The following is a 14,241-nucleotide window of genomic DNA, read 5'->3' as shown; positions in this document are numbered from 1 at the left end:
CTTCGGAGCCGCGCGCCTCCGCCGGTTTCCCGGCGTTCCGACGCATGTCGGAGGTCGCCCCCAGACTGTGGATAAGTCCGCGGACTTATGCACAGCTGTGGACGACACGCCTACTACATGTGGGGTGTGCGCAATGTCAGGGGCCCGATATATAGTGGCGGAACCGCTGGACCGGAGCATCGCTCGGTGGCCCCCGAGAGGGGGTCGGAGCCCCCGGCCGAGGTCGGAAGAAGACCACCGCAGAGCCGCGCCGCCGGCGCGAAGAGGAGAGAACCACGTGAGCAGCATCACGGTCGTCAAGCGAGACGGAACCCGCGAGTCCTACGACGCCAACAAGATCAACCTGGCGATCGAGAGCGCCGCCGAGGGCCTCGACCCGAGCATCACGTGGGTCACCCAGATCGCGAGCGAGCTCGAGCTCACGCTCTTCGACGGCATCACGACGCAGCAGCTCGACGAGGCCGTCATCCAGGTCGCCCTGCAGAACATCAAGGATGACCCGGCGTTCGACATCGTCGCAGCCCGTCTCCTCCTCAAGACGATCTACAAGCGCGTGCTCGGCGACTACTCCTCCGCCGACGAGCTGCGCCGCCTGCACCAGGAGCAGTTCGTCGCCTACGTTCACCGCGGTGTCGACGAGGTGCTGCTCGACCCGCGCTTCACCGACCTCTTCGACCTCGAGAAGCTCGCCGCGGCCCTCGAGCCGGCGAACGACGAGCTTCTCAAGTACATCGGCGTCGTCACGCTCAACAACCGCTACGGCATCAAGGCCCGCAACGGCGAGCCGCTCGAGGTGCCCCAGTACTTCTGGATGCGCGTCGCGATGGGCCTCTCGCTCAACGAGGCCGACCCGACGAGCCACGCGATCGCCTTCTACTCGAAGATGTCGAAGCTCGAGTACCTCGCGGCGGGCTCGACCCTCGTCAACGCCGGCACGAGCTACCCGCAGCTGTCGAACTGCTTCGTCATGGAGATGCAGGACGACATCGAGCACATCGCCAAGAGCGTGCGCGACGTCATGTGGCTCACGAAGGGCACCGGCGGCATCGGCCTCTCGGTCACGAAGCTCCGCGCGCAGGGCTCGCCCATCCGCTCGAACAACACGACCTCGACCGGCCCGATCCCCTTCATGCACACGATCGACTCGGTGCTGCGCGCGGTCAGCCGCGGCGGCAAGAAGTTCGGCGCGCTGTGCTTCTACATGGAGAACTGGCACATGGACTTCCCGGAGTTCCTGGACCTCCGCCAGAACTCCGGCGACCCCTACCGCCGCACCCGCACGGCCAACACCGCCGTCTGGATCAGCGACGAGTTCATGAAGCGCGTGCAGAACGACGAGGACTGGTACCTCTTCGACCCGCTCGAGGTCACCGACCTCAATGAGCTCTACGGCAAGGCCTTCTCGACCCGCTACGCCGAGTACGTGGCGATGGCCGAGCGCGGCGAGCTGACGATGTTCAAGAAGCTCGGTGCACGCGAGCAGTTCAAGCAGATCCTCATCTCGCTGCAGTCCACGAGCCACCCGTGGCTCACGTGGAAGGACACGATCAACAACCGGGCGATCAACAACAACACCGGCACGATCCACCTCTCCAACCTCTGCACCGAGATCTGCCTCCCGCAGGACCGCGAGAACATCTCCGTCTGCAACCTCGCGTCGATCAACCTCTCGCGCCACATCGACAACGGCGTCATCGACTTCGCGAAGATCGAGGAGAGCGCGCGTCTCGCCGTGCGTCAGCTCGACAACCTCATCGACATCACCGTCTCGAGCGTCGACGAGGCCGACCACGCCAACCAGCAGAACCGCGCCATCGGCCTCGGCGTCATGGGCTTCACCGACGTCGTCGAGAAGCTCGGCTTCTCGTACGACTCGGAGGAGGCCTTCGACCTGATCGACGAGATCATGGAGCACGTCTCCTACGCCGCGATCGACGAGTCGACCGAGCTCGCGAAGGAGCGCGGCTCGTACGCGAACTTCGCCGGCAGCCGCTGGTCGCAGGGCCTCGTGCCCCTCGACACGATCGACCTCACCGAGGCCGACCGCGGACTCGAGGTGCAGGTCAACCGCACGAGCCGTCTCGATTGGGACGCCCTGCGCGCGAAGGTCAAGGGCGGGATGCGCAACGCGACCCTCATGGCGATCGCGCCCACGGCATCCATCGGTCTCGTCGCCGGCACGACGCCCGGCCTCGACCCCCAGTTCTCGCAGATCTTCAGCCGCTCCACGAGCTCGGGCAAGTTCCTCGAGGTCAATCGCAACCTCGTGGCGACGCTGCAGGAGCGCGGCCTGTGGGAGCGCGTCCGCGAGGACATCCTCCGCAGCCAGGGCGACATCCAGAGCATCGCGCTCATCCCCGACGAGATCAAGGCGACGTACAAGACGAGCTTCCAGCTCTCGCCCTACGCCTTCCTCGAGGTCGCGGCCCGCGCCCAGAAGTGGATCGACCAGGCGATCAGCCGCAACATGTACCTCGAGACGCGCGACGTCGACGAGATGGTCGACATCTACTCGGCCGCGTGGAGGAAGGGCGTGAAGACGACCTACTACCTGCACATGAAGCCGCGCCACACCGCCGAGCAGTCGACGGTCAAGGTCAACAAGGCCGAGACGATCAACGCCGGCGGCGGCGCGCCCAAGAAGGGCTTCGGCGCGGCCGGCGGCTCGACGGCCCCCGCGGCCGAGCCCGCAGCGGCTGCGGCTCCCCGCAAGGGCTTCGGCTTCGGCGGCGTCGCGAAGGGCGGCGAGTGATGGACCCCTTCGAGACCGCCACCGACACCGTCGGCGGCTACCACGTCCCGACCGATCCGATGGACGACCTGCACTGCGAGAGCTGCCAGTAGGCGCAGCGCCCGCACGACCGCTCCACCCATCGAATCCACCCATCCACCCCACACTTCCCCTCCTCCCGAATAGAAAGAACGACAGACCATGGGAATTCTCGGCACCGGCATCCAAGAGGGCCTGCTGCTCAAGCCCGTCACGTACAAGTGGGCGATGGATCTCTACGACCAGGCCGTCGCCAACACCTGGTTCCCCAACGAGGTGCAGCTGGGCGAGGACATCGCCGACTTCAAGAAGATGACGGACGAGGAGCGCCACGCGATCACGTTCCTCATGTCGTACTTCAACCCGAACGAGCTGCTCGTCAACAAGGCCCTCGCGTTCGGCGTGTACCCCTACGTCAAGGCCCCCGAGGCGCACCTCTACCTCGCGAAGCAGATGTGGGAGGAGGCCAACCACTGCATGAGCTTCGAGTACGTGCTCGAGACCTTCCCGATCGACCGCGCCGCCGCGTACGACAGCCACATCGACGTGCCGTCGATGGCGCGCAAGGAGGAGTTCGAGGTCAAGTTCATCCGTCGCATGACGGAGGACACCCTCGACATCACCACGACCGAGGGCAAGCAGGACTTCATCCGCAACCTCGTCGCGTACAACGTCATCCTCGAGGGCATCTGGTTCTACTCGGGATTCATGGTGGCGCTCTCGTTCCGACAGCGGAACCTGCTGCGCAACTTCGGCTCGCTCGTCGACTGGATCGTGCGCGACGAGAGCCTTCACCTGAAGTTCGGCATCAACCTCATCCTCACCGTCCTGGAGGAGAACCCCGACCTGCAGACGCCGGAGTTCGCGGCCGAGATCAAGCAGATGATCCTCGACGCCGTCGAGATGGAGGAGGCGTACAACCGCGACCTCCTGCCCAACGGCATCCTCGGCCTCAACGCCAACTACATCAACCAGTACGTGAAGTACCTCGCCGACCGTCGCCTGGAGGAGCTCGGCTTCGAGCCCGAGTACAACGTGACGAACCCGGCGAAGTGGATGGCGACCGCGAACGACACCCTGCAGCTCGTCAACTTCTTCGAGTCGACGAACACGTCGTACGAGGTCAACGCGAAGACCTCGGCCTAGCCGAGCGACGCGTCGTCACCGACCCCCCGAGCCCGCGGCCCGTGCCCCACGCCGACACCCTCTTCACCGGAGGCGTCGTCTGGCGGGGGCCGGGCCGCGGTGCTGCGTCCGGGGCTGATGCGCGACCCGAAGCACTGGAGGTCGCGGTCGTCGACGGGCGCATCGCGGCTGTCGACGCCGACCTGAGCGCATGCCGCGGGCCGGAGACCTCGGTGGTCGATCTGGCGGGCGGGATGCTCCACGCCGGGTTCGTCGACGCCCACATCCATCCCATCCAGGGCGGCCTCGAGCGGCTCGCGTGCGATCTGAGCGAGGGCTCGACGCGCGAGGAGTACCTCCAGATCGTCGCCGCGTACGCGCAGCTGAACCCGCCGAGGGGATGCGACGCCTCGCGCTCCTGGATCACGGGCGGCGGCTGGGCGATGAGCGCCTTCCCCGGCGGCACGCCGACCGCCGCCGAGCTCGATGCGATCGAGCCGCACCGCCCGGTGCTCCTCTACAACCGCGACCACCACGGCGCGTGGGCGAACTCGGCGGCTCTCGCGCTCGCGGGCATCACCGCCGACACCGCCGATCCTGCTGACGGGCGCATCGAGCGGCTGCCGGACGAGTCGCCCTCGGGAACGCTGCACGAGGGTGCGGCGAAGCTCGTCGCGGCCGTCGCCCCCGCGCCGACCCCGGATGAGGAGCTCGCCGCCCTCCTCGAGGCGCAGCGGTACGCGCTCGGCTTCGGCATCACCGGCTGGCAGGACGCCATCGTCGGCGACTACTTCGGCGCGAGCGACACCGCCCTCGTGTACCGGCGCGCGCTCGCCGAGGGGCGCCTGCTCGTCGACGTGACGGGCGCGCTCTGGTGGGATCGCGACCGCGGGGTCGAGCAGCTCCCCGAGCTCATCGCCCGCCGCGAGGCGCTCGTCGCCGAGCTCGGCGCGCACGCCCGCTTCCGCCTCCCGGCCATCAAGATCATGGCCGACGGCGTCGTCGAGAACGGCACCGCGTCGATGCTCGAGCCGTACCTGGGTCCGCTCGGCGCGATCTCGCACCCGCACGGCATCGCCTTCGTCGGCGGGCAGGCTCTCATCGACGCGATCGTCGCGCTCGACGCGGCCGGCTTCTCCGCGCACGTGCACGTCATCGGCGATCGCGCCGCGCGCGATGCCCTCGACGGATTCGAGGCGGCGCGCGCCGCGAACGAATGGTCGTCGCGCCCGGCATCCAATGCTCGGCGCCACCACCTCGCCCACCTCCAGTTCGTGCACCCCGACGACGTCGCCCGCCTCGCCGCGCTCGGCGTGACGGCCAACATGCAAGCGCTCTGGGCCTGCTACGAACCGCAGATGCGCGAATTGACCGTCCCCATCGTGGGGGAGGAGCGCGCCGCGACGCAGTACCCGTTCGCGAGCATCCTGCGCGCGAGCGCGTCCGGCGGCCCGCATGCCGCGATCGGCATGGATGCCCGACCGGTGCTGTGCGCGGGCTCCGACTGGCCGGTCTCCACCCCCGACCCGTGGCAGGCGATCCACGTCGCAGTGAACCGGCGCCTGCCGGAGGACGACCCCGAGTTCGACGCCGAGGCGCTCCTACCGCACGAAGCGCTCACGCTCGCCGAGGCTCTCGACGCGTACACGGCGGGCTCGGCGTGGATCACCGGGCGCGGCCCGGGCGACCCCGAGGTCGCGGGCGTCATCGCTGTGGGTGCGATCGCGGATCTCGCCGCGACCGACCGCGACCCGTTCGCGGGGCCGGCGGCGGGCATCCACGCGACGCGGGCGGTCGGCACGTGGATCGCGGGCCGCCGCGTGCACGGCTGAGCCGCAGGATCAGCCGCCGAGCGCCTTGCGGATGCGCTGCACCGAGATCGGCCCGTGCGCACCGAGCGGCTGGGCGAAGAGCGAGATGCGCAGCTCCTCGAGCATCCAGCGGGCGGTGACCAGGTCGGGGCGCGCGTCCGGGGGGAGGGGAAGCGAGCCGCCGGCGCGCGTGAAGAGCGTCGTCGACTCCTGCTGCTCGGCCATGCGCTGCCGGTCGCGGCCGACGTCGTCGGCGAGGCGCTCGACGCGGTGCGTGATGCCGCGCACGTAAACGGCGAGGCGCGGCAGGCGGTCGAGGCCCGTGCGCGAGAGGAAGCCATCGAACACGAGCTGGTTGAGCTGCTCGCGCGCGTCGGCGAGCGGCGCCATGAGCGACATCGACGAGGCGCGCCCGATCGCGACGTCGGCCTCACGGGCGGCGGCGAGCACGGATGCGGTGGTCGCCACGACGCGGAACAGGCGGTCGGGCAATCCCGCGTTGACGCGATCGCGGAGGGACTCGAACGAGGCGCGATCCCAGGGGACCCCGCCCGCCGCATCCAGCTCGGCCTCGACGACGGCGCGGATCGCGTCGTCGATGAGCGCCGCGGTCGAGCGGTACGGCGAGGCGGCGAGGGTGAGCTTCTCGGAGTGCGTGAGGTTCTCCTGCACGTAGGACAGGGGCGAGGGGACGCCGAGCTGCACGAGCCTGCGCACGCCGCTGCGGTGGGCGCGCTCCTGGTCGGCGGCGGTCGCGAAGAGCTTCAGGGCGATGCTCGACCCCTCGTCGACGAGGGCCGGGTAGGCGCGGATGGTCGTCTCGCCGCGGCGCGAGTCGAGGGTGCGCGGGAGCGTGCCGGCCGGCGCGCCCGAGCCGGCGCCGACTGAGTCGTCCCACGCGGTGATGCCGCCGCGCTCGATCGGGCTGCGCGTCGCGGACGTCGCGACGCGGGCGACCGAGTCGCGCGTGCGCTCCTTGAGCTTCGCCTGCAGCGCCGTGAGGTCGGTGCCGCGCGCGAGGCGCGACCCGCGCTCGTCGACGACGGCGTAGCCCATGCGCAAGTGGGCGGGCAGGCGGTCGAGCTCGAAGTCATCGGGCTCGACGGGCGTGAACGTCTGGCGGCGGATCTCGCGCGCGAGGAACTCGGTGATCGACAGCTCGCGCAGGTCGGCGCCCTCGGGTACGGTGGCGAGCAGCTTCGCGGCCCAGTCGGCGGCGGGCACGACGTTGCGGCGGATCGCCTTCGGCAGCGTCTTGAGCAGCGCCGTCACGAGCTCGAGGCGCAGTCCGGGCACGAGCCAGTCGAAGCCCGCGGTGTCGAGACGGGGGAGGAGCGGCAGCGGCACAGTGACCGTCACGCCGTCGTCGGCGGTGCCGGGGTCGAAGCGGTATCCGACGCTCAGGGTCTGGTCGCCGAGCGTGAGCCGCGTCGGGTAGGCGGCATCCGTGGACGCAGCGTCGGCCGCGATCTCGTCGGCCTGGACGAGATCGTCGCGCGACAGGGTCAGCAGGTCGGGATGCTTGGCTCCCGCATCCCGCCACCACTTCTCGAAGCGGCGCACGTCGGTGACCTCCGCGGGGACTCGCGCGTCGAAGAAGTCGACGATGCGCTCGTCGTCGAGCAGGATGTCGCGGCGGCGCGTGCGCTCCTCGAGCTGCTCGAGCTCGCGGCGGGTGCGCTGGTTGTCGCGCAGGAACGCGGTGAGTCGCTTGTCGATGCGCGAGACGTCCCAGTCGCCCTCGACGAGCGCGTGCCGGATGAACAGCTCGCGTGCCTGCGCGGGGTCGATGCGGGCGAGCTGCGTGCGGCGGCGCGGGATGATCGGCACACCGAAGAGCGTCACCTTCTCGTCGACGACCGCGGCGCCCTGCCGCTTCTCCCACCGCGGCGCGCTGTACTGGCGCTTGGCGAGGTCGCCCGCGATCGGCTCGGCCCACGCGGGGTCGATCGCGGCGACCGTGCGCGCGAACAGGCGGCTCGTCTCGACGAGCTCGGCGGCCATGATCGCGGTCGGCTGCTTCTTCGCGAGGCCCGAGCCGGGGAAGAGGACGAAGCGCCGCTGTCGCGCGCCGAGGTAATCGCGCTTCTCGGCGTCGCGGATCCCCAAGTGGCTCAGCAGGCCCGCGAGCAGCGAGCGGTGGATGCCGTCGGCGTCGCCGCCCTTGGCTGCCGGCGTGCGCGCCTCCTCCTTCGTGAGCAGCCGCAGCTGCTGCCCCTGACGGGTGAGCTGACGGTAGACGTCCTGCCACTCGCGAATGCGCAGGTAGTTGAGGAACTCGGCACGCACCTCCTTACGGAACTGGTTGCCGCTCAGCTCGGACTGCCGCTCCTGCAGGTGGTTCCAGAGGTTCAGAAGGCTGATGAAGTCGCTGCTCGGGTCGCGGAAGCGGTTGTGCAGCTGGTCGGCGCGCTCGCGCTTCTCGACGGGCCGCTCGCGCGGATCCTGGATCGACAGGCCGGCGACGATCGCCATGACCTCGCGCACGACGCCGTGCCGCTTCGCCTCGAGCACCATGCGGCCGTAACGGGGGTCGAGCGGCAGCTGGGCGAGGTCGCGCCCGAGCTGGGTGATGCGGTTCTCGCCGTTCGCCGGCACGATCGCACCCAGTTCGAGCAGCAGGTCGAGGCCGTCCTTGATGCCGCGCCTGTCGGGCGGCTGCAGGAACGGGAATCGCTCGATGTCGCCGAGCCCGAGCGAGATCATCTGCAGGATGACCGCGGCGAGGTTGGTGCGGAGGATCTCGGGGTCGGTGTACTCGGGCCGCTTCGCGTAGTCGAGCTCTGAATACAGGCGAATCGCGATGCCGTCGCTCGTGCGCCCCGAGCGGCCCGAGCGCTGGTTGGCACTCGCCTGCGAGATCGGCTCGATCGGCAGGCGCTGCACCTTCGCGCGCGCCGAGTAGCGGCTGATGCGGGCGGTTCCGGTGTCGACGACGTAGCGGATTCCCGGCACGGTGAGGCTCGTCTCGGCGACGTTGGTTGCGAGCACGATCCGGCGACGGATGCCCGCGGGCGCCCGCTCGAACACCCGGTGCTGCTCGGCCGCGCTGAGCCGGCCGTACAGCGGAAGCACTTCGGTGCTCGCGCCGCGCGCGCCCTGGCGCTGGAAGTGGCCGCGCAGGGCATCCGTCGCGTCACGGATCTCGTTCTCGCCGCTGAAGAACACGAGCACGTCGCCGTCGCCCTCGCGGCCGAGCTCGTCGACCGCGGCGATGACGCCGTCGATCATGTCGATTGCTTCGCCGGGGGTCGACGGGCCGTCTGCTTCGTCGTCATCCGGATCAGTCAGATTGTCGGTGTCGACGCCGTCGGGGACGAGCGGGCGGTAGCGCACTTCGACGGGGAAGGTGCGTCCGCTGACCTCGATGATCGGGGCGGGGGTGCCGTCGGCGGCGGCGAAGTGCGCGGCGAAGCTCTCGGGGTCGATCGTCGCCGAGGTGATGATGACCTTGAGCTCGGGGCGGCGGGGGAGGAGCTGCTTGAGGTAGCCGAGCAGGAAGTCGATCGTGAGGCTGCGCTCGTGCGCTTCGTCGATGATGATCGCGTCGTAGTTGTTGAGCTCGCGGTCGCCGCGGAGGGCCGCGAGGAGGATGCCGTCGGTCATCAAGGTGACGCGGGTCGATTTGCCGACCTGGTCGGTGAAGCGAACCTTGTAGCCGACGAGCCCGCCGAGCTCGGTTCCGAGCTCCTCGGCGACGCGCTCGGCGATCGTGCGAGCGGCGATGCGGCGCGGCTGCGTGTGGGCGATGCGCTCGCGCCCGAGCTCGAGCAGGATCTTCGGCAGCTGCGTCGTCTTGCCCGACCCCGTCTCGCCCGCGACGATGACGACCTGATTGTCGCGGATGGCGGCGGCGATGTCGTCGCGCCGCTGACTGACCGGCAGGTCCTCCGGGTAGGTGATGCGCAGGGGCGCGGCGCTGGTTGCGAGCGCGGTCGCCGACGGCGCCGACGAGTCGGCCGGCGGAGTCTCGGAAGCCGCAGTCATGAGCCCTCCAGTCTAGGTGAGCGCTCAGACGAGCCGGCCTGACTCGATGGCGGTCGCGTCGCGTTCGTACAGCCTGGCGTGCACGGCAAGATCGGGCTTGTCGAGCCGTGCCGCGGCGGCGCGCGAGTGGTCGGCGAGGAAACGCAGCCCAGAGGCGGCGCTGGCGAGGAGCTCGTCGATCGTTGCCTCGCTTCTGTAGGCGTCGAGAACGGTTTGGATGCGCGCTCGCAGGTCGGCAGCGCTCGGACCGTCGGCCGGCAGGTCGACTGTGAGCGGCACGGCACGCGTCGCGAAGACCGCGAGGTCGTGCAGGCGCGGACCGGGCGAGCACATGTCCCAGTCGATGACCCCGACCAACTGGTGACCGTCATCGAACACGAGATTGTGCGGGGCGAAGTCGTTGTGGCAGACGACCTCCGCTGGCTCTCGCGTTGGCTGCTGCCAGGTGCGGCCGGCTGTCGAGAACGACTCCGACGCGTCGTGCAGGGTGCGTAGCAGTTGCGCGCCTGAGGTCAGCACTGACTCCCGCCACACCCATGTCGGCAGGGGGAATTGAGGCACGTGGCCATCGAGGTAGCTGAGGCGTTCGCGACCGCGTTCGACGTCGAGCTCGAGGGGAAGAGGGATGCCCTGGACGCCCTCGGATCGCAGGTGGTCGAGCAGCGCGTGCACACTCGGTGACCACGGACCGGCGTCACGCAGAACGTTGCCGCTGTCGAGCTTGACGGCGTTCATGTTGCCGCCCTCGAGGCGTTCGGGCATGACATCAGGGTACGTGGCGGCATCTCCGATGCCCGCTCACTGCACCCGGCTGTTCCACTGGCCCCCGGTTTTCCGTTTCCTGTTTGTGCCTCCCGTGGCACATGCCGCGTCCGGCAGCGCTCGTCCCCAGCCGGGCCTCCATGCGGCGCTCCGCCGAGTGCGCCGCCCACCCCAGCGGCATGTGCCGCGCCGGGCACACTCGCGAAGTGGAAACACTCTTCCTGCTCGCGCACCCTCTGCGCTGGCGCCTCATCGAGATCCTTGCGAGCGGCGAGCACAGCGCCGGGCAGCTCGCCGACGCCGTGCAGTCGATGCGCGGCGTCGGGCGCGAAGCCATCTCGAAGCACCTCGGCCGCCTCCGTCGCGCCGGCCTCATCGAGGTCCGCATCGACATGAACAACCGCATCTACCGTCTCAGTCCTCGCGTCATCGGAGCGCTCGACGGCCTCGTCGCGCACCTTCTCGAACTGCGAACAGCGACCGGGTACGACGACCTCGACCTCGACGGCGGCGACCGAGACATCGGCTGGGAGGCCCCACCGACGGTGGATGACGAAGAAGACGTCGCGCGGTGCTGGTGTATACGGAGGAGCCTGAATCTGCAGAACTGCTAGCGCAGACCGCGCCCAATGTATACATTGGGAGTATGGCGATGGATTCGGCGGTGCAGCGGGCGAGCGCCCACACCTCCGCCGACCGCGCCTTCGAGTCGCTGCGCACGCAGATCGTCGAGGGCGAGCTCGCGCCCGGCGCCCCGCTCACCGAGGTCGAACAGGCGGTGCGCCTCGGGGTGAGCCGAACCCCCGTGCGCGAAGCGTTCGCCCGACTCATCGCCGCCGGCCTTGCGACCGAGCGCGGCCCGCGCACGCTCGTCGTCTCCGACATCGACGCCGACGATGTCGCCGCGCTCTTCGACCTGCGCCGCGCGCTCGACGAGCAGGCCGCGCGCCTCGCCGCCGCGCGCGCCGTGGGCGACGGCGAGACCGGCGCGCGATTCCGCGCCCTCGCCGAGCGCTTCGCCCACGTCAGCCCCGCCACCTTGAAGCACGACGACGCCGCGCGCCACGGCTACTACGCCCTCGTCGCCGAGTTCGACGACGCCCTCGATGCGGCCCTCAGCAGCAGCCCCTACCTCGCCGCCGCGATCGCGAGCACGCGCGTCCACCTCGCGCGCGTCCGCCGGCTCGCCCGCGACGACGATGCGCGCCTCGCGGCGAGCGCCGCCGAGCACGGCACCATCGCCCGAGCGATCGCCGACGGAGACGGCGAGCGCGCCGCGGCGGCGACGCGATTGCACTTGCACGACGCCCTCACGAGCATCCGCGCCCATCTGCCCCGCAAGGAGACCCCATGACGACCGTCCACACCGTCCGCACCTACAAGAGCAGCGAGCCCCTCGCCTCCGCCGACCAGCTCGCCGGGAAGCTCGCCGCGCTCGCCGCGGAGCAGGATCGCCCGCTCGACGTCGCGGCCGTCGACATGGTCATCAACCGCATCATCGACAACGCCGCCGTCGCGACCGCGAGCATCGGCCGTGCACCCGTCGTGAGCGCGCGCGGACAGGCCGAAGCCCACCCGTACAGCCCCGGCGCGACCGTCTTCGGGCTGCCCCAGATCCAGCGCGTCAGCCCCGAGTGGGCCGCCTGGGCCAACGGCGTCGCCGTGCGCGAGCTCGACTACCACGACACCTTCCTCGCCGCCGACTACTCGCACCCCGGCGACAACATCGCGCCGATCCTCGCCGTCGCGCAGCACACCGGCCAGGACGGCGCGCAGCTGCTGAAGGGCCTGCTCACCGGCTACGAGATCCAGATCGACCTCGTCCGCGCGATCTGCCTGCACGAGCACAAGATCGACCACGTCGCCCACCTCGGCCCGAGCGCCGCCGCCGGCATCGGCACGCTGCTCCGACTGCCGACGGAGACGATCTTCCAGGCCATCGGCCAGGCCCTCCACACGACGACCGCCACGCGCCAGTCGCGCAAGGGCGAGATCTCGACCTGGAAGGCCCACGCCCCCGCCTTCGCCGGCAAGATGGCGGTCGAAGCCGTCGACCGGGCCATGCGCGGCCAGACGAGCCCCAGCCCGATCTACGAGGGCGAGGACGGTTTCATCGCGTGGCTGCTGAGCGGGCCGGATGCTCGCTACCAGGTTCCGCTGCCCGACGGCGGCGAAGCGCTCACGGGCATCCTCGACAGCTACACGAAGGAGCACTCGGCCGAGTACCAGGCGCAGGCGTGGATCGACCTCGCCCGTCGCCTCGGCACCGAGCGTCCCGAGCTGCGCGACCCCGCCAACATCGCGAGCATCGTGCTGCACACGAGCCACCACACGCACTACGTCATCGGCTCGGGCGCGAACGACCCGCAGAAGTACGACCCGACCGCGAGCCGCGAGACGCTCGACCACTCGATCCCGTACATCGTCGCCGTGGCGCTGCAGGACGGCGGCTGGCACCACGTCGACTCGTACGCCCCTGAGCGCGCCGCCCGCCCCGACACCGTCGCCCTGTGGCACAAGATCACGACGACCGAGGACGCGGAGTGGACCCGCCGCTACCACTCGCTCGACATCAGCGAGAAGGCGTTCGGCGGCCGCATCGAGATCGAGCTGACGAACGGCGAGCGGGTCGTCGACGAGATCGCCGTCGCGGACGCCCACCCGCTCGGCGCCCGCCCCTTCGGTCGGGCCGAGTACGAGCACAAGCTGCGCATCCTCGCCGACGGCGTGCTGGCCGACGAGGAGGTCGACCGCTTCCTCGCGCTCGCGGCCCGCCTGCCCGAGCTGAGCGCCGACGAGCTCGGCGGTCTCACCGTTACCCCGCTCACGCCCCCGCCCGCCGCCCCGAAGGGACTCTTCTGATGCTGTCGACCACCACCACGCCGTCGCAGCGCCGCCAGGCCTTCCGGGCGGGACTGCAGAGCGACCGCCTGCAGGTCTTCCCCGGCGCGTTCACGCCGCTGAGCATCCGCCTCATCCAGGAAAAGGGCTTCGACGGCGCCTACATCTCGGGCGCCGTCATGGCCGCCGAGCTCGGCCTGCCCGACATCGGGCTCACGACGCTCACCGAGGTCGCGCAGCGCGCGCACCAGATCAGCCGCATGAGCGATCTGCCGACGCTCGTCGACGCCGACACCGGTTTCGGCGAGCCGATGAACGTCGCCCGAACGGTGCACGAGCTCGAAGACGCCGGCGTCGCCGGCCTGCACCTCGAAGACCAGGTCAACCCCAAACGATGCGGTCACCTCGACGGCAAGGCGGTCGTGGATGCTGAGACGGCGATCAAGCGCATCCGCGCGGCTGTCGACGCCCGCCGCGACCCCGACCTCGTGATCATGGCCCGAACCGACATCCGCGGGGTCGGTTCTGATCAGGGCGGGGGGATGGACGCCGCGATCGACCGCGCGAAGGCTCTGCAGGACGCCGGCGCCGACGCGATCTTTCCCGAGGCGATGGGCACGCTCGAGGAGTTCGCCGCGATGCGCGCGGCAGTCGACGTGCCGATCCTCGCCAACATGACCGAGTTCGGGAAGAGCCGGCTGTTCACGCATCAGCAGCTCGCCGACGTCGGCGTGAACATGGTCATCCACCCCGTGTCGCTGCTCCGCATCGCGTTCGGCGCGATCGAGCGAGGCCTCGACGCGCTGCTCGCGACCGGCACGCTCGACGATGAGGTCGCGGGCATGCAGACTCGGGGCAGGCTCTACGAGCTGCTCGACTACGAGGCGTACAACGCCTTCGACGACGGCATCTACACCTACACCGGCCGCTGAACGCGGCCTTGCC

General features: G+C 70.0%; 10 protein-coding genes. 8 read left to right on the top strand and 2 right to left on the bottom strand.

Annotated features, from left to right (window positions below; genetic code table 11):
• Nucleotides 1-277: 277 nt before the first annotated feature.
• The 4 genes from FHX53_RS07760 to FHX53_RS07745 all read left to right on the top strand — a co-directional run bounded on the left by FHX53_RS07760 (nucleotide 278) and on the right by FHX53_RS07745 (nucleotide 5,727).
• Nucleotides 278-2,752 (top strand): ribonucleoside-diphosphate reductase subunit alpha, encoded by a 2,475-nt coding sequence (locus FHX53_RS07760; RefSeq protein ID WP_343050904.1) that lies wholly within the window; start codon nucleotides 278-280, stop codon nucleotides 2,750-2,752.
• Nucleotides 2,752-2,844, top strand: coding sequence for a ribonucleotide-diphosphate reductase subunit beta (locus FHX53_RS07755; RefSeq protein ID WP_182490781.1), 93 nt, complete (start codon nucleotides 2,752-2,754; stop codon nucleotides 2,842-2,844). Before FHX53_RS07760 ends, FHX53_RS07755 begins: the two co-directional genes overlap by 1 nt.
• Nucleotides 2,845-2,932: 88 nt before the next feature.
• Complete coding sequence (locus FHX53_RS07750) at nucleotides 2,933-3,916, top strand: ribonucleotide-diphosphate reductase subunit beta (RefSeq protein WP_182490780.1); 984 nt, start codon at nucleotides 2,933-2,935, stop codon at nucleotides 3,914-3,916.
• Between the two features lie 41 nt (nucleotides 3,917-3,957).
• Entirely contained in the window at nucleotides 3,958-5,727 is a 1,770-nt protein-coding gene (locus FHX53_RS07745) for an amidohydrolase family protein (protein ID WP_182490779.1), read from the top strand.
• Between the two features lie 9 nt (nucleotides 5,728-5,736).
• Here FHX53_RS07745 and hrpA read toward each other — a convergent pair whose 3' ends face one another.
• On the bottom strand, nucleotides 5,737-9,693 hold the full coding sequence (gene hrpA, locus FHX53_RS07740; RefSeq protein WP_182490778.1) for an ATP-dependent RNA helicase HrpA: 3,957 nt from the start codon (nucleotides 9,691-9,693) through the stop codon (nucleotides 5,737-5,739).
• A gap of 24 nt (nucleotides 9,694-9,717) precedes the next feature.
• Nucleotides 9,718-10,455 carry a phosphotransferase gene (locus tag FHX53_RS07735; protein WP_182490777.1) on the bottom strand — a complete coding sequence of 246 codons (738 nt, stop codon included), beginning with the start codon at nucleotides 10,453-10,455 and terminating at the stop codon, nucleotides 9,718-9,720.
• 206 nt (nucleotides 10,456-10,661) lie between these two features.
• Here FHX53_RS07735 and FHX53_RS07730 point away from each other — a divergent pair, with 206 nt between their 5' ends.
• From FHX53_RS07730 to prpB, 4 genes are read left to right on the top strand one after another with little or no spacing between them, the layout of a single operon-like run.
• The gene (locus tag FHX53_RS07730; protein WP_182490776.1) at nucleotides 10,662-11,069 is read left to right on the top strand and encodes a helix-turn-helix domain-containing protein; all 408 of its coding nucleotides are present in this window, start codon (nucleotides 10,662-10,664) and stop codon (nucleotides 11,067-11,069) included.
• 32 nt (nucleotides 11,070-11,101) lie between these two features.
• Complete coding sequence (locus tag FHX53_RS07725) at nucleotides 11,102-11,809, top strand: GntR family transcriptional regulator (protein ID WP_343050903.1); 708 nt, start codon at nucleotides 11,102-11,104, stop codon at nucleotides 11,807-11,809.
• On the top strand, nucleotides 11,806-13,317 hold the full coding sequence (locus tag FHX53_RS07720; protein WP_182490775.1) for an MmgE/PrpD family protein: 1,512 nt from the start codon (nucleotides 11,806-11,808) through the stop codon (nucleotides 13,315-13,317). The genes FHX53_RS07725 and FHX53_RS07720 overlap by 4 nt, the downstream gene beginning before the upstream one ends.
• Complete coding sequence (gene prpB, locus FHX53_RS07715; protein ID WP_182490774.1) at nucleotides 13,317-14,228, top strand: methylisocitrate lyase; 912 nt, start codon at nucleotides 13,317-13,319, stop codon at nucleotides 14,226-14,228. The genes FHX53_RS07720 and prpB overlap by 1 nt, the downstream gene beginning before the upstream one ends.
• The last annotated feature ends 13 nt before the right edge of the window (nucleotides 14,229-14,241 follow it).

Source organism: Microcella alkalica (genome assembly GCF_014137945.1).
Lineage (GTDB): Bacteria > Actinomycetota > Actinomycetes > Actinomycetales > Microbacteriaceae > Microcella > Microcella alkalica.
The sequence above is the reverse complement of the archived record's forward strand: the minus strand, read 5'-3'. Positions and strand labels throughout refer to the sequence as shown.